Here is a 26,947-nt window from a genome sequence, read left to right as displayed (position 1 = left end):
CCGTCAGGCTTTGGGTTTCACGTTCATCTGGCCGGACATTTCCATGTGCAAGGCGTGGCAGAACCACTGGCAGTAGTACCAATGCACACCGGGACGCGAGGCTGTGAAAGTCACCGAGCTGGTCTGCTGTGGGCCAATTTCCATTGCCACGCCGTAGCCGGACAGGGTGAAGCCGTGGGTCAAGTCTTCGATCATCTCCATATTGGTGACCACGACAGTGACCTCGTCACCCTGATTGACCTCGAAGCTGGGCACCGAGAACACAGGGGCAACGGCTGTCATGTAGACCCGCACCTTGTTACCGTCGCGGATGACTTTGGAAGCCCCTTCCAGGGTGACGCCGTCTTTCTCGGCCATCTTCCGTGCCTTGTCCCACCAGGGGTCATCACGGGTCCACACACGCTTGGGTCGTACCTTGTCGGCTGCAACTAGCAGCATGTCGTGGGGTTCGGCAAAGCTTGGGCCGTCGTGAACCAGTTTCATGACGTCGCCCGAGATGTCGATCAACTGATCGTTCTCTGGCTTGAGCGGGCCTACGTTCAGGAAACGGTCTTTGGAGAACTTGTTCAGCGACACCAGCCATTTGCCATCGGCCTCTTTGGTCTCGCCCATGGTGGTGTGGTTGTGGCCAGGCTGGTAGTGCACATCCAGCTTCTGGATGATGGGGTCTACGTCTTTGCCCTGGTAAGCCTCAATGGCTTTGGCCATATTCCACTTCACGATCTGGCTGTCGATAAACAGGGTGGTGTAGGCATTGCCGCGACCGTCATAGGCGGTGTGCAGTGGGCCCAGGCCCAGTTGAGGTTCAGCCACTACGCAATCGCGCGGTTTGATCTTGTCGGCAAACAAGTCATCCAGGCGGCGTACATCGATCATGGTGACGGTGGGCGAGAGCTTGCCGTTAAAGACCACGTGAATGCCGTCGGGGCAGGCGTTACAACCGTGTGGGGAGTTAGGCACGGGAATGTAGCGGGTGTAGCGCGAGCCCTTGCGGCCATCCAGCACTTTGACGCCCTGCATTTCCTTGAAGTCGCCTTTCTTGACGCCGTCTTCAATCGCCTTCAGGTTGAACACCACGGCCCAGTCCTGCTCGTTGGCGCTCATCTCGCCGACATCCAGGCCCTTTTCGGAGTTGTAGCAGGTGGAGAACGCGTACTTGCCCTGGTAGTCGGCGTCGCAATTGTCCAGGTTACCGTCTACGATCACCTGCCAGGCGATTTCCATGGTGTCGCCATCAATGGCCGTAAAGACGGAAAAGTAGTTTTCTTTTGGGTTGCCAAAGATCGTGCCGTTATTGGGCAAGGGGACAATGTGCTCGCCGTTGCAGAACACATAGCCGGTGCGTGGGTAGCGTTGGGGGCGCAGGCCGTGAATACCGTCGGCATTAGGGATTTCAATGATCTTGTCGCACTTCATGACATCGCAGCGCACTCGTGCCACGCGGTTATTGGCTTTGTCATTGATGTAGATGAAGCGGCCGTCGTAGGTCCCGTCGGTAAAGGACATATGAGGGTGGTGAGCATCTCCGTTGGGCAAAATACCGCCCAGGGAGTCAGCAAAAGCCAGGGTTTCAGGCGTCAGGTTGGCACGCATGATCTGGCGGCTTTCGTTGGTAATCCCCCAGCCTGTGGCACTACAAATATTGAAAATAGGAATACGCATCAGCTCGCGCATGGACGGCAAGCCCATGATGCGGATTTCGCCGGACTGACCGCCGGAGTTAAAGGCGTAGTACTGATCCAGTTCGCCCGGCTCGATGTGGGCGTTGAGCCCGTCCGGTGCTTTTTTGGTATCCGCCAAGGCGTTGCCAATGTGGGTGGCGCTGACCACCGCAGCGCCGGATAAGGCGGCGGTACCTAGAAAGGCACGGCGGCTCAAACCCTGTTTATCCTGCTTGTTCTCGGACATGGTGTGATCTTCCTTTTTGTGATGACGTGGCCGACTGGCGCTGGGTGTGCGCCCAGCCGTCTCACGGCGTGGCTGGCGTGGAATCGGAACTATCAAGGCTGCGTGGACGCACGGTAGGGCGTGGAGCAGCATCGTCTTGCAGCGTGCTGGCAACGGCGACCGGGGCCGCTTTACCGCGTTTGCGTTTGGCGATCTTTTGAATCAGGTGCGGGCATTTTTTCTCGTGGTGATACAGCATCTGGCAGTTCAGGCACTGGATACATTCGTTAGGGTTGATTGGCCCTTCGGGCTCAATGGCCTGTACGGGACAGTCGGTGGCACAGCGCTGACAGGGGTCGCCGCACATGGGGTAGCGACGCAGCCAGTCAAAAATGCGCAGGCGGGCGGGGATGGCCAGGGCGGCACCCAGGGCACAGAGATAGCGGCAGTAAAAACGTTCGATAAACAGGCTCGCAATCAGGAGCAGCACAGCGAAAATCGTGAACGGCCAGTCGCGAATGAATTTCAGGATGATGGCGGTCTTGAAGGGCTCCACTTCAGCCATCTTTTCAGCCACAGCCATGTCGTACAGAGCGAAGCCAAAAAGCAAAATGAAGAGGACGTACTTGATGGCAACCAGCCGTTTATGCGCGCTGTAGGCGACCTTGATCTGAGGAATACGCAGGAAGCGTGCCAGCTTGTTGGCCAGTTCCTGCAAGGCCCCAAAGGGACAGAGCCAGCCACAGAAAGCGCCACGATTCCAGAAAATCAGAGAGATGGCGGTGGCGATCCACAGGATGAACACCAAGGGGTCCATCAGGAAGTATTCCCAACGGAAGTCGGTACGCAGGGCGTGGGAGAAGGTGAGTACGTTGACGACTGAAAGTTGAGCCGAGGCATACCAGCCAATCCAGACCAGGGAGAACAGCAGAAAGCCGATACGGAAGCGTCGGTAGAACACTTCGTGCTTGGTCAGTGTGTCCTGGAAGAAGAAGACTCCGCCCAAGGTCAGCAAAGACACCAGCAGCACGGCAATTTGTACTTTCTTGCCAGCCCAGATTTGCTTGTACAGGGGAGCACTGGCGGTTTCTAGGTCGTCTGGCTCTGCAAGTTCAGCAGCGGGGGCGGGCGTTGCAGCAGGAGGCGCAGTCAAATAGGCCTCGGGCAATTGGTAGTTCAGGTTCAGCGTGACAAAGGCTTTGTCTTTGACACTCAGGACGCGCTGTACCAGTAGTTGCAGCCGCCAGGGTTGGACGGGATCAAAGGTGGCAGTAGCGGGGATCTTGAACAGGGCCGCTTCTTTGAAGTCGGGCGCATTGGCTGCTTTGACGCCGGGCAAACGCTGATGGTCCAGATCAGTGAAGTGAAAGCTGTCCAGATCCTGGATGACTTCAATGCGGTCGAAAATCCCGCCGCGTACATAGCCCGAACCTTTGAAGGAATACAGGCCATTGCCGACAATCAGCATGGCTTGCTGACCGGGTTTCAACTCTTGCTGCAGATAGTTGTAGTCGGACTCGCCCAGCAGGCTTTGTCCGATACTGGGTACGCTGACCAGGGCCGCGTACAGATCAATAAAGGTATCTTCTGGGGCGCCTTCCTGAGGATGGGCAGCGGCTTCTGTGCGACCACTATCCACAAAGGCCTGGTTGATATCGGCCACGCTGACATGCAGGCGTTGGATGGCACCGCTTTGGATCAGCTCGTCCCAACTGGAAATAGTGTGATTGCTGGTATCTATGCTGCGCTTGACCGCTGCTTGTGCCGTAGCCGGGGCGGCCGCTTGGCCTATACCCTCTTGCCGCGCTACCAACTGGGAGGAGCGCATGATGCTGTCGCCCACCACCATCAAGGTCACAGTGGCACCACTGATGATGTCGACGGGAGGAGGGGCACCGGGTTTAGGCCGGTTCTTGACGTAGTTCTGGCCGACATAGCCTTGGATGAAGGCATCGACGCGGGACTCTGGAATACCAATCAACACGATAGGTTCATGGTGTTCCAGCAGCTTGGCAGCCAGGATGCTGCCATCCATGCTCATGGCTACCAGAGTGTCGATGGGAAAGCTGGAATAACCGCGTGTGTTGACGATGTCTGTAGTGACATACACGTACCCCAGTTGCTCCTGGTCCTTGAAGACCTTGGCAACGGGTAGCGTGCCTGAGGGCTCGCTGGTATGCGTGGCGGTGGGGTAAACCTCGTTGAGGGCAATGTCCGGGAGGAAGTGGGCAATGCGAGAAGTAGAGTGTGCTGAAGTGCTGCTTAAACAGGCCGCGAGTACAAACAGCAGGAGCCAGAGAGTACGCAACTGCACATGCCGGGCCAAGCGATTGAGGGACGTCATTTCTTACCACCTGCAACAAGATTCTTGCGAGATGGTAGGGGTTACCCTTTGTTTACTCTTTGTGTCAGAGCAAGGACAGATTCTGACAAGGGTGCGCGCTGGCGTGTGTCAGCGTGTCACAAACCTGTTCACGACAGTGCGGACTGGCTTGGATGGCGGGCGGCGCCCTGCGAAGGGATGATTAGTGCTGTTGCTGTAAATATTTCAGCACCGCATCGGCATCGCCTTGGAAGACGACTCGCTCTGCTTTTTGTTCGCGCTGATAGCTGTACATAGGGTCGTAGTATTGCGTCAGCAGCCCCCCAATCCAGTCGCGGTGCCCGTCCAGCGCACCACTGCGTTCTTGCTCCTGCAAGGCCTCGTCCATGATGGCTGCCAAATGCTGGTAGCGTTGATGGCCCAATCGCTTGGTGATGCGACCCAGGCTTTGACGTAGCTGTTCTGCAAAGAGGACAAAGCCGGTTTGCGGGTCGTGCTGTGCGGTGAATTCAGCGTGCAGATTCTGGACGTAGTCGCGCACGATGCGCGTAATGCGGTTTTCCAGGCTGTCCTCCAGCCAGATGATGGGCCATTGCTGCATCCCTCGATACAGGCCTAGTGGCAAGCTGCAACGGCCTATGGTCTGGCTTTCATCTTCCAGCACAAAGCTTTGATGGCCTTGTGCAGATTTTTTGAGCATGGTGATGGACAGACGATGCTCGAAGTCGATCTGGCTGGGCTGCTCGGTGGCATGTTTGCCAAAACTGGAACCACGATGATGAGCGTAGCCCTCCAGATCCAGGCTGTGCTCCAGTTGCTGCAACACATCGGTTTTGCCCGTGCCTGTCATGCCGCCCAGAACCTGAAAGCGGGCGCTGCTGACAGTCTGCTCCAGATTGTTCAATAAAAAGCCGCGCATGGCTTTATAGCCGCCCACCACACGAGGATAGTGAATGCCTGCCTCTTCGCGCAGCCAGGTTTGTGTGATCTGGGAGCGCAGGCCGCCTCGAAAACAATACAGATAGCCGTCGGGGTGTGCTTGTGCAAATTGTGCCCAGGCTTGCAGGCGTTCTGCCTTGATCTGGCCGCTGACCAGCTTGTTGCCTAGTGCAATGGCAGCGTCCTGACCGTGCTGCTTGTAGCAGATACCCACCTGATGCCGCTCTTCATCGTTCATCAGTGGCAGGTTCAAGGCACCAGGAAAGGCCCCTTTGCTGAATTCGATGGGAGCGCGAGCGTCCATCAAAGGCACATCGTTCAGGAACAGCTCGCGGTAATGGTGGGTATCAGGGCGCATCAAGCGATTTCGACGGCGTGGGTTTTGGCGGGGATAAATTCCCCGATGGCTTCCAGTTTCAGGCCCAGCTCGGCAGCGGTGGCCAGGAACTCGGCCGTGGCAGAAGGTTCAACCGCCACCAGCAAACCACCGCTGGTTTGTGGGTCGCACAGGATATTGATTTGTTCCTGGCTGATGGGAGCGATGCGGTGGCCGTAGCTGTCAAAGTTACGTTGTGTGCCACCGGGCACGCAGCCTTGTTCCAGGTAGTATTCAATGCCGGGCAGCAGGGGGACGTGGTCCAGATTCAGGCGAGCCGTCAGGCCGCTGCCATCGGCCATTTCGATCAAGTGGCCCAGCAGACCAAAGCCGGTCACATCCGTCATGGCTTTGACGCCGGATAGTTGTGCAAAGCGGCTGCCGGGGGTGTTCAAGGTACACATCCAGTCGCGTGCCAGGTTTTGATCTTCCGGGCGCAGCTTGGCTTTTTTCTCTGCCGTCGTCAGCACGCCTATGCCCAAAGGCTTGGTCAGATAGAGCTGGCAACCCTCGGTCGCGGTGTCGTTGCGTTTTAACTGGCCTTTATTGACCACGCCAGTGACGGCCAGGCCAAAAATAGGTTCGGGCGCATCAATAGAATGGCCGCCTGCCAATGTAATACCGGCTGCATCGCAGGCCGCACGCCCACCACGCACCACTTCGCGGGCGACTTCGGGGGAGAGCACATTGATAGGCCAACCCAAAATCGCAATCGCCATGATGGGCTTGCCGCCCATGGCGTAGATATCGCTGATGGCGTTGGTCGCGGCAATGCGTCCAAAGTCGTAGGGGTCGTCCACGATGGGCATGAAAAAGTCTGTGGTCGAGACTACGCCACGTTCTTCATCGATGCCGTAGACAGCCGCATCGTCACGCGAGGTATTGCCGACCCACAGGTTCGGGTCCAGATTCTGGGCACCGCTGCCCGCCAGGATAATGTCCAGTACCTTGGGGGAAATCTTGCAGCCGCAACCGGCTCCATGACTGTATTGGGTCAGACGAATGGGAGTATCCATGAGCACGCACCGCGAAATAGGTTGAAGTTGAAATGATACTAAATTGCTTTTTGTTCCAGCAGGCTTTTACTTAAGGGAAGGGCAGTGGGCGCACGACTTGCGCAAACTGATCCGCCGCCACCCATTGCGCGAATTGCTCGCCCAGCCGCTGGCTTTGATCTACCGAGTTCTGCCAGGCCTGACGACGCTCTGTGTCTGATAGGCGCTTGTAGTCGGAGCGATCAGGGATTTTGCGGTCTTTTAGACGCTCGTAGAAGGTAGGGGTCGGGCAAAGCAGAATCAGATTGTCCAGATTGTGGGGGCGGCGGGCCTTTTGCCAACGGGGCAGGTATTTGTCGAACCAGCTAGCGCTGATCTTTTGGGTGAAATGGGGAAATAGCGTCAGGCCTGGACTGTCCAGATCCAGAGCGCAGAAGTTGTAGTCCACCAGGCCTCCGTCGCGGTACAACCCGGCGGGCCAGTTGTGGGCGGCATCAACGCCGTCAATGACTAATGGAATGGCGGTGCTGGCGGCCAGGGTTTCAAACAGATTGTCGTGGTCCAGCGCAGCGTACCGGGCCTGACTTTGATGTTTGCCGTGAATGGGTAAAGGGCTGCGTGTGTCGTGCACGATGACCCGCTCGAAGAACCAGTGCGGGATCGCAGGGTGTAGATAGTTGCCGACCATGCAGCTTAACAAGGCGGCACTTAATTGGCGCTGATTGCGGGAGCCCGCCCAGCCCTTGCTACGTGCCACCGTAATCGCAAAACGATAGCGAGGATGATTCAGGATGGCGGCTTGTGTGTCGGAGTCGCCCAGCAGCGTCTTGAGCATGGCCTGAGTCGAGCGTGTAATGTCCGCCACCGTGGATTTGGGCAGGAAGGGGCTATGAATGTAGAGCTGCGCAAAGTCCGCAAAGGCTTTGTAGGGATCGTTCTGTGCCGCACATGCAAAGCGCCAGGAAGCAATGGAACTGCCAAACAACCACAGGGGCTCGCCATGTCTATTTAGCCAGTCCGCGAACAGATATTGATCCAGTCCGGTCAGCGCCAAAGCCTTGGGTCCGCCTGCACTGCCGATCAGGGTGCCTATATCTTTGGCATGAAGACCATGGCTTTGAATATGGCGGTAGGCGCGTGGGCCTGCGTAGATAGCGAGGTCAGGCTCGGTGGACAACAAGATCAGCTCCCGAATGTGGTGACTCTATAGCCGGTTGGATGGCTGGCAGGCTTTAGTCTAGCGCTGTTGTGTGAAGGAAGGGCTTATCGATCGGGTTGGGTTGGATGAGTCTGGGAGGGGCAATAAAAAAGGCCGACACCAGAGGTGTCGGCCTTTTGCACAAGCTTAAGACGTTTAGAAACGCAAGCCTACGCCCAACCAGTAGCGACGGCCATCTTCGACGTAGCCATAATCGTCGTAGCGAATTTGCTTGTCCATGATGTTGTAGATACCGGCATACAGATCTACGTTCTTGTTCAGCTTGTAAGTACCACCCAGGTCTACGAAGGTGTAGGAAGAGGCCTTGGTCGTTGAAGAAGAGGCGGATGTGACGGGTTCGCTTTCTTTACCGCGGAAGTTCACCCGAGCCCAGGTGCTGATCTTCTCGGTAGGACGCCAGTCCAGGCTGACATTAGCCATGTGCTTGGGCATCTGGTTCAGAGGCTGACCTTCGTTGGGACCGCTCTTTTGTTTGGAGTCGGTGTAGGTGTAGTTGGCTTTCAAGGTCCAGTCCTTGGCCAGATCCCAACTGAAGTTGGTTTCAACGCCACGAGTGACTGCCTTGTCGACGTTCTCGTAGGTTGTCGGGTTGGAGCCAAACTGGTTAGGGCCATCCGTACATTTGCTGGTCGGGCATGCAACGCGAGTGATCTTGTCTTTGAAGTCGTTGTTAAACAGAGTCACGCCAGCGGAGAAGCCTTCCAGGGAGTCGTACATCACCCCCAATTCCTGGGACAGCGATTTTTCTGGCTTCAGGTCCGGATTGCCGTACATATTGCCACCGCGGCTGACCTGACCCCAGCCTGGGATTGTTTGACGCAAGTCCGGTGCACGGAAACCAGTCGACACACCACCTTTGATTGTCCAGTTGTCTGTGGCAGACCAGACGCCATAGATACGTGGGCTGAAGTGCTTGCCGAAGTTTTCGTCGTGATCGTAACGCAGGCCGCCGGTCAGGGCGAAGCTGTTGGTCAGGCTCCACTCATCTTCCATGAACAGCGCCCATTGGGTGCGCTTGATACGGCTGATGCCTGTAGAGAGCTGATTGCCCGTTTGATCGTTCAGTTTCTGGTGTTGGTAAGAGGCGCCAACGGTCAACAGGTGATCACCCAAGGGGGCGACCCAGGCGGTACGTGCATCGGTGTTCTTGATGCGCATGTCACGCGACTTGTTGTTGAAGTCTTCCTGCTGCACGTAGGTATCGGACGTTGCAAAGCCCCAGTTGCCGCTGTGGGTCAAGGATACTTTTTCGCCACGGTAATCTGTTTCGGAACTGTCCGGGCAACCGAAGCGACCGCAAGAGGTGCCGGGAGCCACTGGCTCAACCGTTTTACCCAGTGTGGAGTTGTACTTCTGACGCTTGGTGCTGCCTTCGAGCACAAAGCTGTGGTTTTCCGAAGGAGTCAGGCTCAGCTTGGCACCGACTTCAAAGGATTCACGCTTGCGATAGCCGTTGTAGATATCGTCTTCTTTACGGTTGGTTTGCTGACCATAGACCTGCAGGCCCAGCACGCCTTCTTTGATCGGGCCGCCCAGCATGAAGTTGCCCTGGAAAATATCGCCGGAGCGGCTGTGCGACTGCAAAGTGCTGTCCAGACGAATGGAACCACCCCATTCCTTGGGCACTTTACGGGTAATGATGTTGATCACACCGCCCATGGCATCAGAGCCGTACAGCGAGGACATGGGGCCACGCACGACTTCGATACGCTCAATTTCGGACAGGGGAGGGGTCCAGCCGCCTTCCACACCGGAGGAGTCCGAGTTGGTACGTGTTTCGGTAGAGCTTTGGCGTTTGCCATCAATCAGGATCAAGGTGTACTTGGAGCTCATGCCGCGAATCGTGATGTCGCGACGGTCACCACCGCCGGTCACAATAACGCCGGGCACATCTTGCAGGGCGTCGTAGGCATCACGGTAGAACTTGTTTTCCAGCTCTTCGCGGGTAATGACGGTAATAGAAGCAGGAGCTTCTTTAATGTCTTGCTCGAAGCCCGAAGCGGTAACGACAACAGGGCTAAGTTGAACGGGTGTGTTTTCTTGAGCAACTGCACCGCTGGCAGCAAAAACGCTTGCCAGAACGAGCGGCAAGCGCTTTACGGTAAATAGAGATTTCATTGACGACTTCCAATTTGTGTCTGTTTTTAGCGTGTGCTGCGGTTGCGTTGCTCTTTATGGCAGTGTTTTCCTTACAGCGAAAATAATGATACCGATTCTCATTATCGATTCAACCCTGATGGCTTATATATTGAATAACAATGAGACTAATTCTTATATTGGTTGCTTAAAAGAGACGTTAGGCCAGTAAAAAGCTCCAGACCGCCGGAAGCAGTCTGGAGGCGAGACGTCAGGTTTTAGAAGCTGGCAGTCAGCGTTGCGTAGTACTGGCGGCCCGGTTCGTTGTAGGTGTTGGCACCCTGGCCGCTACCCGAGTCTTCGCGGTACAGGCGCTTGTCGAACAGGTTGTTCACACCCAGACGCACGTTGGTGGATTTGGTGATCTGGTAAGCGCCACTCAGACCGAAGATGGCGTACGAACCACGCTCACGCAGCCCATCGCCTTTCACTTCCGAGTTATTGGACAGGTTGTGCGAGCGTGGCTTTTGTTTGCCATACAGCGTGGCAGTAGCCAGCATGGACAGCTTGTCGTTCACGCGCCAGTCCAGTGTGCTGTTCAGGGTGTAGCGTGGGATCACGGTCAGAGGCTGATTCGTTTCCTTGGACTTGTTGGTAATCATGTAAGTCAGGTTGTTGCTCAGGCTCAGAGTGTCACCGTTCTCGCCCAGAATCGGGATAGTCAGGTTACCTTCCAGGCCGCGAATAACAGCTTTCCCGGAGTTGACCCACTGGAACGGACGCACCAGCGAACCGCCAATGTAGATGGCGTCAGGAATGGTCTGGTCGCCCATATCGGCCACAATCTTGTTGCTGTAGTCGTTCTGGAAGTAGGTCATGCCAGCAGCCCAGCCTGCATTGTCGTAGGCCAGACCAATTTCCTTGTTGATGCTGCGCTCGGGTGACAGATCATCATTACCGAAGATGTAGCAAGGACCGCTGACACGTTGACCGGTTACGGGGTCGTAGGGGCAACCGTTGCCGCGTGTCTGGTACAGGTAGTTGGGGTTGGACTGATACAGGTTAGGGGCTTTGAAGGCGCGGGCAATACCGCCTTTCAAGGTGATGTTTTCGGTGATGAAGTAGGAGGCGTTCAGGCTGGGGCTCCAGTTATCACCGAATTTGCTGTGGTGGTCAAAACGCACACCGGGGGTGATGGTCAGGGCCTCGGTCAACTCGATATTGCCTTCTACATAAGCAGCCGTGGTTTTTGCTTTGCTCTTGGAGTCGGTGTTCTTGTTGATGGTCTGGCCAGAGCGTGTGGCGTAATCATCGTCCAGGCTTTGATCTCGGTGCTCAAAGCCCACGGTCATCAGCACGTGTTTGTTGGCGATCTGGAGCGGTGTGTTGTATTCGCCCGAGATATTCAGCGAACGCAGCTCGGAAACAGAGCCTGCTCCGGGGTTGGAAATGCTGCCTTCGCCAGCACCTGCCATGCCTTCATTCAGGCGGGAGTTGGTGGTGCCTTCGTAGGCAAAGGTCAGGCGCGAACGGCGGCCCTGGCCATAGTCGCCATAGTGGCTTAGCGAGCCAGCGCGGCGGTACATGATGTTGGTTTCGGCGCCGTCATCTGCCAGCGAGGCAATGGTGGCATTGGCGTTGGAGAACAGGCGTTCACCGGCAAAAATATTGCCCTGACGGCTGAACGAGCCTTCCAGCTCCAGGCGGTGGTCGCGGTTGATGTCCAGACGTACCAAACCGTTGATGTCCTTGTTGCGAACACCTTCACGCCCCGCGGGCGGAACATTTTTGTCGCTGACGTCAATGCCGGATGACTTTGCGTTCAGCGCAGGTTTGTCGGCATCTGTTTTGGCGATATTGCCGTAGACGCGGAAGGACAGCTTGTCTGCGATAGGGCCGGACAGGTTAAAGCCGGTACGACGTGTGGAGCCGTAGTTGCTGTCTTCAGGAATCAAACCGTAGGCCGCCACCGAGCCGGAGAAGGTGTCGGTAGGGGCTTTGGTAATGATGTTCACAACACCACCGGCCGCGCCAGAACCGTAGCGGGAAGCGGCTGGTCCACGCAACACTTCAATGCGTTCGATGGCGTTGACGGGCACCCAGTTGCTGTCGCCACGCGAGTTACGTTCACCATCACGACCCATACGCACCGAATCGCGCGAGCTGACCGGTTTGCCGTCAATTAGGATCAAGGTGTTTTCCGGGCCCATGCCGCGCAAGTCGATCTGACGGCTATTGCCGTAGGAACCTGACGGGCTGTTACCGGTCAGGTTCACACCAGGCATGGTGCGGATCAGTTCGGACAGGTCGTTGGCGGGAGGACGTTTTTCAATATCCTTGGCGGTAATGGTGGACACGCCTGGTGCCTGTTTGACAGCTTCTTCCGCCGAAGGCAGTACACGAATTTCTTCCAGCGAGGTCACCCCACCCCGGACGCTGGAGGTTTGCGCGTTAGCGCTGAAACTGGCTGCCAAAGCCGTGGCGAGCAGGCCCAATGCAAAGATTGGGCGGCGAGCCGGAGGCGCCGATACATTCATAATCACTTCCCTGTAAACGATAAACATAATGAGAATTGTTCGCGATACGGATTGTGTTTAAAAATGTGACGACTGTCGAGAAAGCTGACGGATTTGTGGTGTATGAAACACGCATAGAAAAGAGGGGTATTAATAAGCGCAAAGGACACAAATTGTCTTAAAGGATATTTTTGTAGCTTTTTAGACAGGTTTAGTTCTTGGAAAGCATTCTGAGTATTGCGAGCTCCTGTTTTATTTAATTTTTTTAATACGTTAAAAAAATCATCAAAGACATTTTTGTTCTATTTGACACGATGGGTCATTTTTGATGAGAATGTGTCCTGAACAATTCAAACTTAAAAAGTTCAGGAGACATCCAGTGAAAAAGACGCTTGGTTTGATGATGGCCGGGTGGGCGGCCTTGACGATGATGGTGGGTCCGGTACAAGCAACAACGTTCCCGGCACAGCCAGTACGTTTGATCGTGCCTTTTGGTGCAGGGGGGATTACCGACCTGGTGGCACGCCTACTTGCCCAGCAGTTGGGCAAGGAGTTGGGCCAGACTGTCATTGTTGAAAACAAGGCAGGAGCCGGAGGCATGATCGCCGCTCAGGCTGCACAAAATGCGAAAGCGGACGGTTACACCGTGTTCATGGGGACAGTAGGCACACAGGTGGTCAACCCTTTGATTCTTTCCAAAATCAACTACGACCCGCAGGCCTTTGTGCCCATCGGCATGGTGACGGGGTCGCCGTATGTTCTGGCGGTTCGTTCGGACTTGGGAACGGAGGGCTATTCCCAATTGGTTGCCCATGCGCGTCAGGAGCCAGGGCTCCTTAACTTCGGATCGGCAGGAATAGGGAGTGCCCCGCACTTAGGGGTAGAGCTTTTCAAGCTGACCGAGAAACTTGATGTGCGACACATCCCTTTCAAGAGCGGAGGGGAAGCGGTCAGTGCCGTTGTGGGCCGCCATGCTGACATGGTGATGGATGCAATTCCGGTGATCATGCCGCAGGTAAACGCAGGCAAGCTTCAGGCCCTGGTTCTGGCTGATAGCCAACGCTCCCCAGCTGCTCCCGATGTGCCTTCTAGCGCAGAGCTGGGGGCTGCGGAGCTGCGCATCAGTTCCTGGAACGTGTTGTTGGCCCCGCCGGGCACTCCACAGGAGGTTGTTGCGGTATTGGAGACGGCATTGCAAAAGACACTGGCCAACCCGGAGTTCAAAACCCATCTGGAGCAACAGGGCAGCCAGGTTTACACCGGCACCCAAGATGAATATCAAACCTTCATCGCGGCTGAGCGCAGCAAGTGGCAGCGCATTGTTCAGACCGCAGAAATTAGTCTTGAGTGAGGTAAAGACCATGAACCACGCCGCTCTGGAGCTTATCGACACGGTGCATACCGGCAATGGCTGGAAGGTACGACTGTTGTGCGGTTATTTGGGTATAGCGCTACAGCGGCGCAGCCTGTCTATTGTGGAGGGGGATCTGGATACCGAGGTGTTTCGGCAAATCAACCCCTGGGGGCAGGTGCCGGTACTACGAACCCGGGAAGGACCCTGGCTGGCAGAGTCGGCCGCTATTTTGTGGTATCTGGCGCAGGGTACAGACTTTCTGCCTGCGGACCCGCTAACGCAGGCTCAGGTGCTGCAGTGGCTGTCTTTTGAGCAGACTCAGCATATGACCAACCTTGCGCAGCCCAGACTTTGGGTGGCGTTGCGGGGGACGATGACGGTGGATGATCCTGCGGTGCTGGTGTGGCGCGAACAGGGCGATAAAGCTCTGGCTCAGATGGAGGTGCACTTGCAGTTGCATCGATATTTCGTTGGGGGCAGGCCCAGCATCGCAGATGTGGCCTTGTTCCCCTATACCTGCATGGCAGAGCAGGGCGGGTACGACCTGCACCCCTATCCATCGGTACGACATTGGCTCGAGCGTATGCAGGCCCTGGCGGGCTATGTCCCGCTGTTGTGAGCAGGATATTAATTTACAAAAGGAGTTGTTATGAGTGACACCATGAGCTTGTCCAAGTCCGTGCTGATTGAACAGGCGCAAAGCCAGATGCAGGCCCTCTTCGAAATCCCTGAGCGCAGTGTCCCCGAGAAGCTCGCATTGACGTGCCGTATTCTTTTTGATGGCGGTCATGACTCTGGGTTGGCTGGTCAGATCACAGCACGCGGCGAACAGGAAGGCACGTATTTTACGCAACAGCTGGGGCTTGGCTTTGATGAAATTACGTCGACCAATGTCTTGCTGGTAGACGAAGATTTAACGGTTTTGAAGGGATATGGGATGCCTAATCCAGCAAACCGTTTTCACTCCTGGGTGTATCGTGCCCGGCCGGATGTGAACTGCATCATTCACACGCATCCCTTGCACGTGGCCGCCCTGTCCATGCTGGAGGTGCCGTTGAATGTATCCCATATGGACAACTGCCCTTTGTATGAGGACTGCGCGTTCTTGAAGGATTGGCCGGGTGTCCCTGTGGGCAATGAAGAGGGGCAGATCATTGCCGAGGCCTTGGGTGACAAGCGCGCTATTCTTTTGTCGCACCATGGAATGTTGGTGGCGGCGGCCTCAGTAGAAGAAGCCTGCGTATTGGCTTTGCAATTTGAGCGCACAGCGCGCATGCAATTGTTGGCGATGTCAGCCGGAACGATCAAGCCTATTGCGCCGGAACTGGGCCGGGAGGCACATGACTGGATTCTGAGGCCGCGCCGCTCCCAGATCGGCTTTGAATACTATGCCCGCAAAGCGCTGAAACGCCATACGGATGTTTTTGAGTAGAATAAGAGGCTGCTTTTTTATATGCGCTCCGAGGCTGACCTCGGGCGCTACACCTCTTGTTTAACCCATGACCCATCTTCCCTTTCGCTTGCGCGCCCTGCGTCGCCAACATGGCTTGTCGCTGGAGCAGTTGGCCCAGCGCACCGGTCTGACTAAAAGTTATCTGTCCAAGCTGGAGCGGGCAGTCAGTGCGCCGTCCATCTCTACCGTGGTCAAGCTGGCCCAGGCTTATGGCATGGGGGTGTCGCAGTTGATTGGAGAGGGGGATCTGGATCAAGACGAAAGTGTGTGTGTCGTGCGTAGGCACGATCGTATGCCCTTGCCCAGTGTGGCAGGTCATAGCGCCTACCGTTACGAGAGCATGGCCGGACGACGGCGCTTTCGTTTGATGGACCCCTTTGTAATCTACCCTCCACACGAGCAACAGCAGCCAGCGCCAACTTTCCCGCATGGGGGAGAAGAGTTTTTGTTTGTGATCCACGGGCAAGTGCAAGTCACCATTGCAGAGCACAGTATGACCTTGGAGACGGGGGATTCCGTATATTTTGATTCGGAGCTACCCCACAGCGTGCTTAGCTTGGGGGATCAACAGGCGCAGGTACTGGCGGTGACGTGCTCTGATTCGGGGCCAACAGCAGGGCGTCCAACGTCCGATACGCCGGCGTAGTCAATGGACATGTGTCCCTAGCATGTGGGGGTGAGGGATGCTCTGCCAGCAAAGTGGCGGAAAGCAGCAGGAGTCGAACCTACCTGGGAACGTCTGACGCCCCCAACCGGGTTTGAAGCCCGGCCGTGCCACCGGGCACGGATGCTTTCCCTCAAGAGGCCCTATCATACGTTAGGGCCGATTACGCTTCAACGATCAGGACGCTGCCCGCTTTTGGGCCAGCATCGCACCCTTGCTTCATTCTGCTGCAGCCCAGGCTTCGCCGCGTAAAACATGGCGATCACGTACCCGCCGGGTGTAGCCCATGCGATCAAAAAACTCCAGAATCTGAATGGCCCTTTTGCGGCCTAATCCTGTTGCGTCCCGGAACTGTGCAGCACTGACGCCCTGGCCGGTGTGCAACTCGCTGACGATGTTGGCCAGGATAGCCATTTGGTGACGGTGATAGAACAAGTCATGCACGACTTGAAACAGCTCGCCCTGGCGTACCAGACGGCGTAGCACTGCGCGGGTCTGGTCTTCCGGGGATTCGGTTTCTTTGGCCAGATCGCGTGTCCAGGGCGGGTCGAAGCGGCCTGTCTCCAGTAAAGGGAGCAGAGCAGCGGCCAGGGCCTGGTCCTCAGGGCTCAGAGTGACGCGGTGTCCGGGCGTATGCAGCCAGGCTCCCTGACGGGCTAAACGGTGTTCTGCCAGCAGATGTTCGGTCAGTAGCAGCCAGATCGCGTCGGGCATGGTGGGCGCAGCCATGCGCCGCAAACGACTGATGGATAAGCCCGGCTCGTCTGAATTGCGCTCGTGAAACTGCAGCATCACGCTTTCTATGTGCTGGCACAGTGCTTCCAGGCGCGCATCGCTGAGCAGGATAGGCTGACTTTGTGGACGTGAGCCTGTGTGCCAGCGAGCATGGGCCGGGGCTGTCAGGCGATGTTTAGCCCCACCGGACAGGCGCAGCAGGGTTTCTTCGTCCAAACCGTAGGGGGCTTGAGCCAGCAGGTTTTCCAGTGGGCCACCGCGAGTCCACTGCGCCAAGGCGTCCAGCCAAGCCAGACGGGTGGCGGAGCGGCGTTTGCGATCGGGTGCATTCGGGTCCAGGACGATGCCACCACCCACGGTTTCGCTGGCCTGAGCGTTGCGCAAAATGAAGCGCTCGCCGGTCATGGCGCAGATGGGGCGATCAAAGACCAGTTGGACTTTGCCAGTCTGGCCCGGCTGTAAAGACTCGCCATCCAAAGGTACGGCGTGAGCGGTTAGATGGGCAGCCCCCGTGTGTACATGCCAAGGCGACCAGGTACGCAAGGCGGGGATGTCTTTGTCCAGCAGGCTCAGTTCTACATCGATACGCGTGGTGGGGATAAAGCAGCGGGCGTCGGCCAGCCAGTCTCCACGCTCAATATCCTGCACATCAATCCCACCCAGGTTCAGCGCACAACGCTGGCCCGCAAGGGCTTGGCGAGAAGCCTGATTCTGGGCGTGAATACTGCGCACCCGCACGGGTGTACCGCGTGGCATCAGGCGCAGATCGATAGCGGGGCCATCCAGATCCAGAACACCTTCGTGCACCGTGCCGGTGACGACAGTGCCATGACCTTGCAAGGTAAATACGCGATCGATAGCCAGGCGGAAATAGCCTTGACCATCCTGTTTGGCGGATTGCATGGCCTGCGTGTGCAAATGCTGGCGCAAGTCTTCCAGGCCGGGTTTGTCATCGGACAGGGCATCGACAACAAAGACAGGTGCGCCGTCCAGAAAGGTTCCGTGGACAAGCGCTTGCAGTTCGGCTTTAACGGCTTCAATGCGTGCGGTATCGGCGCGATCCGCCTTGCTCAGGACGATGGCACCGGTCTGCAAACCCAGCAATTGCAAGACGGCCAGATGCTCGCGGGTTTGAGGCATGACGCCATCATCCGCCGCGACGATCAGCAGGCCAAAATCGATACCGGTTGCGCCTGCCACCATGGTGTGAACCAGACGCTCGTGGCCGGGCACATCGATAAAGCCCAGAATCTGCCCGTCCGGCAAAGGCGTATAGGCATAGCCGAGCTGGATGGAAATGCCGCGCTTTTTTTCTTCTTCCAGACGGTCGGTATCCACGCCGGTCAAGGCGCGGATCAAGGTGGTTTTGCCGTGGTCGATATGGCCTGCAGTACCAACAATCATGCTTGCTCGGGAATCAGTTGTGCGCTGAAGGCAGCCTCAAAGGGCTGTTCCAGGCAGCGCAGGTCCAGCCAGAAGGCATCTTGCGCAATGCGCCCGATAACGGGTTGGGGCAAGGTACGCAGGCGTTTTTCCAGTTGAGTCAGGTGACGGCCTGGACGGCCTGTGCCTGTATAGGCAAAGCGCAGGCCAAAGCTGGGCAACACGTCTTCAGGCAAGGCACCGCTGCCGATCTGACTGAGCATGGCGGTGGGCTCGACGGTAAATAAAGTCCCTACCCATTTTTGCAGGAGGGGAGCCAGACGTAGCGCCTGGGCGCGCATCTCCGCCGAAGGTCGGGTTAGCAGGCGCAGTGTTGTCAGGTGTTCGGGCAGGCGCTCGGGGGAACGGTACAGGGCCAGCACAGGTTCCAGCGCGGCCAGGGTGATTTTGCCCACGCGCAGAGCGCGTTTGAGCGGGTTTTTCTTGATCTTGGCGATCAGGTCTGCACGGCCTACGATCAGACCGGCCTGCGGGCCACCCAGCAGCTTGTCGCCGCTGAAAGTCACGATATCGGCACCGGCTTCGATGGTTTCGCGCACGGTGGGCTCGGGCGGCAGGCCCCACTGGCTCAGATCCACCAAAGTGCCGCTACCCAGATCCACGCTGGTGGGCAGGCCGTGTTTCCTGGCGATCTGTGCAACGTCTTCGACTGAAACGCTTTTGGTGAAACCTTTGACGGCGTAGTTGCTGCAATGCACTTTCATCAACATGGCTGTGCGCTCGTTGATGGCGTTCTCGTAGTCAGCCGCGTGGGTACGGTTGGTGGTGCCGACTTCATGCAGGCGAGCACCGGCACGTTTCATGATGTCGGGGATACGAAAGGCACCGCCAATTTCAACCAGCTCGCCGCGCGACACCACGGTTTCGCGCCGGGGACTCAAGGTGCTGAGCATCAGCAGCACGGCAGCGGCGTTATTGTTGACCACCGTGGCGGCTTCAGCGCCAGTCAGTTCGCAGAGCAAAGGGTTGATCAGGTCATCCCGGTCGCCTCGGCCACCGGTTTCCAGATCAAACTCCAGATTGGCGGGCGAGCGCATGGCCTGGACGACGGCTTGTATAGCTTCATCGGGCAGCAGCGCCCGGCCCAGATTGGTGTGCAGAACCGTGCCGGTCAGATTGAAGACCGGGCGTAGCTGTAGCCGGGACTCTTCTTGTAGCTGTGCGTGCAGGGCTTTGGCGAGCTGAGCTAGATCCAGATCCTGAGGGCTGAGTGTTCCCTTCAGAACGGCATCGCGCAGTGCCTGCAAATGGGTGCGAGTGCGCTGGCTGAGGCGTGTGTGGCCGAACTGCTTTAGCAAGGGCTCGAACTCTGGCGAGCGCAGCAGGCGGTCCAGGGAAGGGATATGGGCGGGGGAGAGATCGGGAGTTGGGCTCATCATTCAAAGGCAGGCATTTGAGTCTATGGGCAGGGTCCGTCAGCTACGCCTTGCGCGTGAAGCAGCAAGGCGTAGGGGAATCTTAGCTTAAGACTGATGCCAAAGAAGCGGATTACCGCTGGCGCGGGAATAGCCTTCTTCGCCCATCAGAACGTCCAGAGCCAGACTGGCCAGATCGTCCGCAACCGGGTCAAGGCCCAACTGCTTTTCCTGGTAGAAGATTTTGCGGTAGGTATGGCAGTTGTCGCAGGACTCGGCCTTGATCCCTTCCGGGCCATCTTCAATGGCGTGATAAGCCACGCTTTTTGTGCTTTCGCAGTGCGAGCAGGTGACACGCACCAGATGCCATTCCACGCTGCAGCGTGGGCAGCACATGTAGCGGCAACCATCTTCACGACCACCGACCCGCACCACGCTGGATACGGGCAGGCTGCCGCAGGATGGGCATACGCCAAAGGGACTGGTCACAGACAGTTGGCCTTCGGTCAGCGAGCAGGCCAGATGCGTCCAGTACACCTGCAAGGCGGCCATGACGAAGGGTGCCGCAGCACCGTCTTGCTCTGGCAATTGCTCGGCCAGAATGGCGTCAGCCAGGTCTTCCAGCTTTTGCGGATCGGACTCGGCCTTTTTAAGCAGATCCTGGCAAACCTCTTGGGCGGCGGCAGGCACGTCCGAGGTATTGATCATGTGATTGAGCAGGTTGCTCAAGATGCTGAGCCACTGCGGATCGCGTTTCCAGCCCGAGGCCAGCAAGGGCGGCATGCCGTGTCGTTGTGCCGTTTCCAGCACATCAGCGGGCAGTTCGGCGGGGGCAAGCGTAGCGAGCTGCTTGTGTTGCCCGTCCACCAGATGCGCCAGCAAGAGCAGGTAGGCGCCGACGGGATTGCCCTCAGCCAATTGACGCAGACGCGCTGCCCGGTCTGCAAAGACGCTGGCTCGCACTGGCAGGCGCAGTCGGGGGATGGAGGTGTGGTCCAGACTTTCGATTTCGCCGCGCGGAAGGATGCGTTGCAAGACAGACTCCTGAAAACAAGGCTGCCATGCCCGAAATGGCGCATGGCAGCCGGGTTGCTGATAAACCAGATACAAGCTTACTCAGCGGGACGGCTGGGGCCTTTTTCCATTTCTTCACGGAACCAGGCGCGGTGGTGTTTCCAGGCCCAGGCACGGGTCACCGTACCGCGGGTCATGGCTTTGACCGAACCTTTTACCCAGATACCGGCGTAGATGTGCACGATAATCGCGCAAATCATCAGCAGGGCGCAGACCGCGTGCAGCACGGAGGCCAGGCGGATAGCCCAGATGGGGAAGAAGGCGGAAAAGTATTCGCGCCACATCACCACACCGGTTGCCAGCAGGCCGATCATGAAAATCACCAAAGCAAAAAACAGGATCTTTTGCCCGGCGTTATAGCGGCCTACTTCGGGGATACGCTCGTCCTTGGCATCAAGCACGTCCTTGAAGTGACGCAGCCAGGCCGCGTCACCCTTGGAGAACATATTGTGCCGTACCATGCGGGCTGCAAACAGGAAAAAGCACACAAACATCACCACGCCAATAAACGGGTGAAGAATGCGTGTCCACGGGCCGCCGCCAAACAGATTGCTCAGCCAGAACATGGACGGATGAAACAGCGCCAGCCCGGACAGCGCCAGCAGCACAAAGCTCATGGCAATGATCCAGTGATTAATGCGCTGACTGGTGGTGTAGCGCTGAATCATGCCCTTGCGGTTGTGATCAGTCATGATGAGCCTCCTGGATCTTGCGTGCTTCCTCGTCGGCGCGGCGCTCGTCTTCCTCGTCAGTCTCGTTAGGGCCGGTTCGGATGTAGTGGAAGAAACCAATCAGGGCGGTCAGTGCCATGGCAGCAACCCCCAGTGGTTTGGCCACTCCCTTCCAGAGCGAGACCATCGGGCTGATTTGCGGGTCTTTGGGCAGATCGCTGTACAGCTCGGGCTTGTCGGCGTGGTGCAGCACGTACATGACGTGGGTGCCGCCCACTCCGGCCGGGTCGTACAGACCGGCGTTCTCAAAGCCACGCGATTTCAGGTCTTCGATACGCTCTGCAGCGTGGTGCTGCATGTCTTCTTTCGTACCGAACACAATCGCGCCGGTAGGACAGGTCTTGGCACAGGCCGGTTCCTGTCCGACCGCGACACGGTCCGAACACAAGGTGCACTTGTAGGCTTTCTTGTCCTTTTCCGAAATGCGGGGCACATCGAAAGGACAGCCGGTTACGCAGTAGCCGCAGCCAATGCAGTTTTCCTCGTGGAAATCCACAATGCCGTTGGTGTACTGCACGATAGCGCCCGGCGAGGGACAGGCCTTCAAGCAGCCCGGGTCCTCGCAGTGCATACAGCCGTCTTTGCGAATCAGCCATTCCAGATCGCCAGCGGGGTTTTCATACTCCGCAAAACGCATGATGGTCCAGGACTTGTCGGTCAGGTCCGCCGGGTTGTCATACACCCCGACGTTGTGGCCGATTTCGTCGCGCGTATCGTTCCATTCCATGCAGGCGACCTGACAGGCCTTACAGCCAATGCACTTACTGGTGTCGATCAGCTTGGCCACTTCCCCGCCCACGGGCTCGCGCACGCTGGGCATGGGGGTGGTGGTTGCGGAGCGCCGTTTGATATCAAGTGATTGCAAGGCCATGGCTTACTCCTTAATCTTTTCAAGTTGAACCAGGAAGGCCTTGGTCTCTGGCGTTTGCGAGTTGCCATCCCCCACGGGCGGTGTCAGTGCATTGATCAGGAAACCAGGTCGTGCCAGACCTACAAATCCCCAGTGCAGCGGGATACCCACTTGGTGGACGATCTTGCCATCCACGTTCAGAGCCTTGATGCGCTTGGTTACCACCGCCACGGCCTTGATATAGCCACGGTTGGAGGACACCTTGACGCGGTCGCCTTGCACAATCCCCACTTCCTTGGCCAGTTCCTCGCCAATTTCCACAAACTGTTCCGGCTGCACGATAGCGTTCAGCTTCACGTGCTTGGTCCAGTAGTGGAAGTGCTCGGTCAGGCGGTAGGTCGTGCCCACATAGGGGAACTTGTCTACCGTACCCATGGCCGCCAGATCGTCCTTGAAGATACGTGCTGCCGGGTTGGTGATGGCACGTGGCTCGTCAGGACTGAGCGGGTTGTAGCTGAGCGGGCTTTCAAAGGGCTCGTAGTGCTCGGGGAACGGACCTTCTGCCATGCCTTTGCGGGCAAAGAAGCGGGCCACCCCTTCAGGGTTCATGATGAACGGACCCATGCCATCAGCCGGATTCTCATCGGCCTTGTAGTCAGGGACATCCGCACCACCCCAGCGCTTGCCGTCCCAGTGAACCAGGCTGCGGCGTGGGTCAAAGGGTTTGCCGGTCAGGTCACAGGATGCACGGTTATAGAGCACACGTCGGTTCGCTGGCCAGGCCCAGGCCCAGTTCAGCGTCTGGCCGATGCCGGTTGGGTCGCTATTGTCGCGGCGAGCCATCATATTGCCTTGCTGCGTCCAGGCACCGGCATAGATCCAGCAACCGCTTAGCGTGGTGCCGTCGTCGCGCAATTCGGCAAAGCCATCAAGCTGCTCGCCTGCTTTACGCGTGATCTTGGTCGGATCTTTGGGATCATGCAGATCCACCAGTGCGCGGCCCGAGTATTCCTTGGCCAGTTCAGCGGCGGTTGGATCATCCGGGTTGGAGTACGGCCAGGACAGGTTCAGGATCGGATCAGGGAAGGCACCGCCTTCTTTCTGGTACAGCGAGCGAATACGCGTGAACAGCGTACTCATGATCTCAATGTCGCTCTTGGCCTCGCCCGGAGGGTTGGCGGCCTTCCAGTGCCATTGCAACCAGCGGCCCGAGTTCACCAGTGCGCCTTCTTCCTCGGCGAAACAGGTGGTGGGCAGACGGAAGACTTCGGTCTGGATGGAAGCGGAATCGACATCATTGTGCTCGCCATAGTTCTTCCAGAACTCTGACGTTTCCGTGACCAGCGGGTCCATGATGACCATGTACTTGAGCTTGGAGAAACCACGTAGCAGCTTGGCCTTGTACGGAGCTGCTGCCAGGGGGTTGAAGCCCTGACAGATGTAGCCCGTCATCTTGCCTTCGTCCATCAGCTCGAACACTTGCAGCATGTCGTAGAGCTTGTCCAGCTTGGGCAGATAGTCGTAGGCCCAGTTGTTGTCGGGCTGGGCTGCATCGCCAAACCAGGCTTTCATCAGGCTGACGTGGAACTTCTTGTAGTTGCGCCAGTAGCTGAGCTGGTTGGGGCGTAGCGGCTGTTGGGCACGCGCGCCAATGTAGCCGTCAAACTCCTTCTCGGCCTGGTTGGGCAAAGTCAGGTAGCCGGGCAGCAGGTTGGACATCAAACCCAGATCAGTCAGACCCTGAATATTGGAGTGTCCGCGCAGTGCGTTCATGCCACCACCGGCAATACCAATATTGCCCAGCAGCAACTGCACCATGGCGCCGGTACGGATGATCTGCGAACCAATACTGTGTTGCGTCCAGCCCAGTGCATACAGAATGGTGCCCGCGCGACCCGGTTCAGCGGTCGAGGCCAGCATTTCACAGACTTTCAGGAACTTGTCCTTGGGCGTGCCACAGACGCGTTCCACCATCTCGGGCGTGTAGCGCTCGTAGTGCTTGCGCAGCAGTTGGTAGACCGAGCGCGGGTGTTGCAAGGTGGGGTCGGTCTTGACGTAGCCGTCCTCGCCCAGCTCGTAGTCCCAGGAGGACTTGTCGTAGCTGCGTTTTTCTTCGTTGTAGCCCGAATACAGCCCCTGCTCGAAGTCAAAGTCTTCGCGCACGATAAAGGGCATATCGGTGTAGTTGCGCACGTATTCGTGCTGGATCTTGTCGTTATCCAGCAGGTATTTGATGACGCCACCCAGGAAGGTGATGTCACTACCGGTACGTATAGGCGCGTAAAAGTCCGCTACGGATGCCGAACGCGTAAAGCGTGGATCCACAACGATCAGTTTTGCATTGTTGTGTGCTTTGGCCTCGGTCACCCATTTGAAGCCACAGGGGTGTGCCTCGGCTGCGTTGCCGCCCATGATCAGCACAATATCCGCGTTCTTGATGTCGACCCAATGGTTCGTCATCGCTCCACGGCCAAACGTCGGGGCAAGACCTGCCACCGTCGGGCCGTGTCAGACACGTGCTTGGTTATCGAACGCCAGAACACCCATGCTGCGGATGACTTTATGGGTGACATAGCCCACTTCGTTGCTGCTTGCCGAAGCAGCCAGCATGCCAGTGGTCAGCCAACGGTTCACCACGGTGCCGTCTTCGGCCGTTGCCTGGAAGTTGGCGTCGCGGTCTTCTTTCATCAGCTTGGCAATACGCGTGAAGGCGTCTTCCCAGGAGATGCGTTCCCACTTGTCCGAGCCAGCGGCGCGGTATTCGGGGTATTTGAGGCGGTTGGGGCTCTTGATGAAATCCACCAAGCCTGCGCCCTTGGGACAGAGTGTGCCGCGATTGACCGGGTGGTCGGCATCGCCTTCGATGTGAACCACGCTGGGCTCCGCATTCATGGCACCGTCACCACGGGAGTACAGCAGCACTCCACAGGCTACAGAACAGTAAGGACAGGTATTGCGCGTCTCTGTCATGCGGGTCAGTTTGTACTGCCTGACTTCCGCCATGGCGGGGGTGGGCGCAGCGCCCAACAAAACCATGCTGGAACTGGCCAGCGAGGCCCCCGTCACTTTGAAGAACTGACGCCGATTCATGTTCACCATGCGGCTCTCCAATAGGATTGTGTTTTCGTGTTTGAAATCGTCAGGGGGCTCGCCTTGTGAGCGGTGCCCCTGTTTTATAGTTGAACAGTATAAGCGTTGAGCTTATAGCTAACTGCCCGAAGGGCGTGCCAAATTGATCAAGGACAATCTTGATTCTATTGAGGTTTTCACGCCAGAGCCGCAAGTGTAGTCGGTGATGCGGGTATTCACCTACTATTTGTAAGGGATTTTTTCAATTTAGCGGGCTTGTTTGAAGAACTCGATTTGGAAGCTGCCGGGCAGCTCGAATTCCACGTGGTGCAGAACCTGGGGCTCGATGGCCACGCATTGCCCGGCGGTCAGGACCACTTCGGTAAAGGGTTCCTGGTCCAGTGCGAAGCGCAGTACGCCGGTTTGAACCCTCAGCAGGCCCCAGGTGCCGACCTTGGTGTTGTGGGCGCGGCGCAGGGCGTCGGGCAAATTGTCGGGCGTGAAAACGGGCGATTGGCTGTAGCGCTCCAGCCCCTCGGGCAGGGTGTCGGGCAAGTTCGTTTGATTACTTTGCGCCTGATAGGTCTGCCAGAGTTTGGCGGCAATGCGGTCTGCCATCGCGTCAGCCTTGTGTTGAAGTGCGGGTTTGCCCAGAGAAGCCGTGGTTTGGTGGAAAATTTCCAGCCAGCGCTCGAACAAGGGCCAGGATAACTCGGGCAGGGCGGCATGGCGCGCAATCGGGGCGCCCTTGAAACGGCGGGTTCCCAGCAGGATGGCTGACCAGAAGTCGCACAGCATATCCAGATGCTCGTCCCAGTTCTGCACATTGTGTTCAAAAATCGGGCCTAGTTGCGCATCTTGCCGCACCTGGGCATAGAACTGGGTCACCAGGTGGCGGATGTCGGCTTCGGTGTAATCGGCCTGCGGCTGCGCGTGTGTCATGGGTATCAAGCAGAGAAGCTAAAAGTCGGCATTCTCGGTCTGCTTGAAAGGTCCTCCAATGACAAAAGTCATGACGGCATAGAGACGGAGCCAGTCCGACTCTGGTGCGAGGCCACTTAAAAGGAGCGCTGTGCTGGACTGGCCAGGCGTAGTAAATGTGCCTGGTCGTGTACCTGCCAGTCGCTGCGTTTGCCACTGACGTAACCGCGCGCCTGCCAGTCAGTAAACAATCGGCTCAAGGTTTCTGCCCGTATCCCCAAATGGGCGGCCAGTTGCCGCTGGTTCAAGGGCAACTGGATATTTTCCCCCTGGCGGGTTTGCAGATTCAGCAAGTAGTTCGCCAGACGCTCGGCGGCCGAGCTGGCGGAAATCCAGTCCACTTTATTGACCTGCGCATACAAGGCGCTGCTCAAGCCCGCCATCATGTTCATGGCCAGTTCGGGCCAGCGGCGGCAGGCTTCTTGCAGACTGCTGCGCGAGAGCTTGTAGACCCGTACTGTTCCTTTGGCGCGAGCGCACATGGGGTAACGGCCGTGCGGCATGAACATGGCGGCTTCGGCCACCATCTGGCCGGGCTCGAAGACGTTGAAGACTCGCTCATCACCATTTTGGCTATAGCGCAGGATTTCTACCTGGCCGTTGTCTACGAGCAGGCAATAGCGAGCCTCGTCACCTTCATTGAACAGAATCTGCCCGGCGCTGGCGTTTTGAGCCAAGGCGTCACGGCACAAATGCTGGATGACCTCGATGGGCAAACCTTGCAAGAGACGGTGGCGGGCCAGCAATTCAAACAAAGCTGGACCCGGGCCGGGTATGTTGACTTTTGTCATTTGGGCGCTGGGATGAAGATGGGAGAATTCCCATTTGATAATAGTTCTCATTATACGAATCTTCATGCCATATATCTATCAAGGGTTTTGCCGCTGGGCTGCTCCCCACGCAAAAA

At 57.3% G+C, this 26,947-nt stretch carries 19 protein-coding genes and 1 tRNA gene; 4 read left to right on the top strand and 16 right to left on the bottom strand.

Going from position 1 to position 26,947, the window contains the following annotated elements; all coding sequences use genetic code 11:
* Positions 1 to 3: 3 nt before the first annotated feature.
* The 7 genes from nosZ to JYG33_RS11735 all read right to left on the bottom strand — a co-directional run bounded on the left by nosZ (position 4) and on the right by JYG33_RS11735 (position 12,352).
* A complete protein-coding gene (gene nosZ, locus JYG33_RS11765) occupies positions 4 to 1,908 on the bottom strand; it encodes a TAT-dependent nitrous-oxide reductase (protein WP_207872424.1) in 1,905 nt (634 codons plus the stop codon).
* A gap of 61 nt (positions 1,909 to 1,969) precedes the next feature.
* Complete coding sequence (locus JYG33_RS11760) at positions 1,970 to 4,231, bottom strand: NosR/NirI family protein (RefSeq protein WP_207872423.1); 2,262 nt, start codon at positions 4,229 to 4,231, stop codon at positions 1,970 to 1,972.
* A gap of 181 nt (positions 4,232 to 4,412) precedes the next feature.
* Entirely contained in the window at positions 4,413 to 5,507 is a 1,095-nt protein-coding gene (gene mnmH, locus JYG33_RS11755) for a tRNA 2-selenouridine(34) synthase MnmH (protein ID WP_207872422.1), read from the bottom strand.
* On the bottom strand, positions 5,507 to 6,541 hold the full coding sequence (gene selD, locus JYG33_RS11750; RefSeq protein ID WP_207872421.1) for a selenide, water dikinase SelD: 1,035 nt from the start codon (positions 6,539 to 6,541) through the stop codon (positions 5,507 to 5,509). The genes mnmH and selD overlap by 1 nt, the downstream gene beginning before the upstream one ends.
* 70 nt (positions 6,542 to 6,611) lie before the next feature.
* Entirely contained in the window at positions 6,612 to 7,700 is a 1,089-nt protein-coding gene (locus tag JYG33_RS11745) for a hypothetical protein (RefSeq protein ID WP_207872420.1), read from the bottom strand.
* A 174-nt stretch (positions 7,701 to 7,874) separates the two neighbouring features.
* Positions 7,875 to 9,857: a ligand-gated channel protein gene (locus JYG33_RS11740; RefSeq protein WP_207872419.1), complete on the bottom strand. Its 1,983-nt coding sequence runs from the start codon at positions 9,855 to 9,857 to the stop codon at positions 7,875 to 7,877.
* 236 nt (positions 9,858 to 10,093) lie between these two features.
* Entirely contained in the window at positions 10,094 to 12,352 is a 2,259-nt protein-coding gene (locus tag JYG33_RS11735) for a FepA family TonB-dependent siderophore receptor (protein ID WP_207872418.1), read from the bottom strand.
* Between the two features lie 358 nt (positions 12,353 to 12,710).
* On the opposite strand from JYG33_RS11735, the gene JYG33_RS11730 reads away from it, so the two are divergent.
* The 4 genes from JYG33_RS11730 to JYG33_RS11715 all read left to right on the top strand — a co-directional run bounded on the left by JYG33_RS11730 (position 12,711) and on the right by JYG33_RS11715 (position 15,784).
* Entirely contained in the window at positions 12,711 to 13,682 is a 972-nt protein-coding gene (locus tag JYG33_RS11730; protein ID WP_243430160.1) for a tripartite tricarboxylate transporter substrate binding protein, read from the top strand.
* Between the two features lie 10 nt (positions 13,683 to 13,692).
* Positions 13,693 to 14,304 carry a glutathione S-transferase family protein gene (locus JYG33_RS11725; RefSeq protein WP_207872417.1) on the top strand — a complete coding sequence of 204 codons (612 nt, stop codon included), beginning with the start codon at positions 13,693 to 13,695 and terminating at the stop codon, positions 14,302 to 14,304.
* A 30-nt stretch (positions 14,305 to 14,334) separates the two neighbouring features.
* Complete coding sequence (locus JYG33_RS11720) at positions 14,335 to 15,117, top strand: aldolase (protein WP_207872416.1); 783 nt, start codon at positions 14,335 to 14,337, stop codon at positions 15,115 to 15,117.
* 67 nt (positions 15,118 to 15,184) lie between these two features.
* Complete coding sequence (locus tag JYG33_RS11715; RefSeq protein ID WP_207872415.1) at positions 15,185 to 15,784, top strand: XRE family transcriptional regulator; 600 nt, start codon at positions 15,185 to 15,187, stop codon at positions 15,782 to 15,784.
* 54 nt (positions 15,785 to 15,838) lie between these two features.
* Here the strand turns inward: JYG33_RS11715 and JYG33_RS11710 are convergent.
* The 9 genes from JYG33_RS11710 to JYG33_RS11670 all read right to left on the bottom strand — a co-directional run bounded on the left by JYG33_RS11710 (position 15,839) and on the right by JYG33_RS11670 (position 26,831).
* A tRNA-Sec gene (locus tag JYG33_RS11710) sits at positions 15,839 to 15,934 on the bottom strand.
* Positions 15,935 to 16,021: 87 nt separating this feature from the next.
* Positions 16,022 to 17,941: a selenocysteine-specific translation elongation factor gene (gene selB / locus JYG33_RS11705; RefSeq protein ID WP_207872414.1), complete on the bottom strand. Its 1,920-nt coding sequence runs from the start codon at positions 17,939 to 17,941 to the stop codon at positions 16,022 to 16,024.
* Positions 17,938 to 19,356, bottom strand: a complete 1,419-nt coding sequence (selA, locus tag JYG33_RS11700) for an L-seryl-tRNA(Sec) selenium transferase (protein ID WP_207875833.1) — start codon at positions 19,354 to 19,356, stop codon at positions 17,938 to 17,940. Before selA ends, selB begins: the two co-directional genes overlap by 4 nt.
* Before the next feature lie 87 nt (positions 19,357 to 19,443).
* Positions 19,444 to 20,370 carry a formate dehydrogenase accessory protein FdhE gene (gene fdhE, locus JYG33_RS11695; RefSeq protein WP_207872413.1) on the bottom strand — a complete coding sequence of 309 codons (927 nt, stop codon included), beginning with the start codon at positions 20,368 to 20,370 and terminating at the stop codon, positions 19,444 to 19,446.
* A gap of 77 nt (positions 20,371 to 20,447) precedes the next feature.
* On the bottom strand, positions 20,448 to 21,101 hold the full coding sequence (locus JYG33_RS11690; protein WP_207872412.1) for a formate dehydrogenase subunit gamma: 654 nt from the start codon (positions 21,099 to 21,101) through the stop codon (positions 20,448 to 20,450).
* The gene (fdxH, locus tag JYG33_RS11685) at positions 21,094 to 22,011 is read right to left on the bottom strand and encodes a formate dehydrogenase subunit beta (protein ID WP_207872411.1); all 918 of its coding nucleotides are present in this window, start codon (positions 22,009 to 22,011) and stop codon (positions 21,094 to 21,096) included. Before fdxH ends, JYG33_RS11690 begins: the two co-directional genes overlap by 8 nt.
* Before the next feature lie 3 nt (positions 22,012 to 22,014).
* Positions 22,015 to 25,089 carry a formate dehydrogenase-N subunit alpha gene (fdnG, locus tag JYG33_RS11680; protein WP_207872410.1) on the bottom strand — a complete coding sequence of 1,025 codons (3,075 nt, stop codon included), beginning with the start codon at positions 25,087 to 25,089 and terminating at the stop codon, positions 22,015 to 22,017.
* A 237-nt stretch (positions 25,090 to 25,326) separates the two neighbouring features.
* A complete protein-coding gene (locus tag JYG33_RS11675) occupies positions 25,327 to 26,001 on the bottom strand; it encodes a DUF1971 domain-containing protein (RefSeq protein WP_207872409.1) in 675 nt (224 codons plus the stop codon).
* 116 nt (positions 26,002 to 26,117) lie between these two features.
* Positions 26,118 to 26,831: a Crp/Fnr family transcriptional regulator gene (locus JYG33_RS11670; RefSeq protein ID WP_207872408.1), complete on the bottom strand. Its 714-nt coding sequence runs from the start codon at positions 26,829 to 26,831 to the stop codon at positions 26,118 to 26,120.
* Positions 26,832 to 26,947: the final 116 nt, after the last annotated feature.

The sequence above is a fragment of the Alcaligenes sp. SORT26 genome, from assembly GCF_017377875.1.
GTDB lineage: Bacteria > Pseudomonadota > Gammaproteobacteria > Burkholderiales > Burkholderiaceae_B > Alcaligenes > Alcaligenes parafaecalis.
Note: the sequence above shows the minus strand (reverse complement) of the source record. Positions and strands in the feature narration are given on the sequence as shown.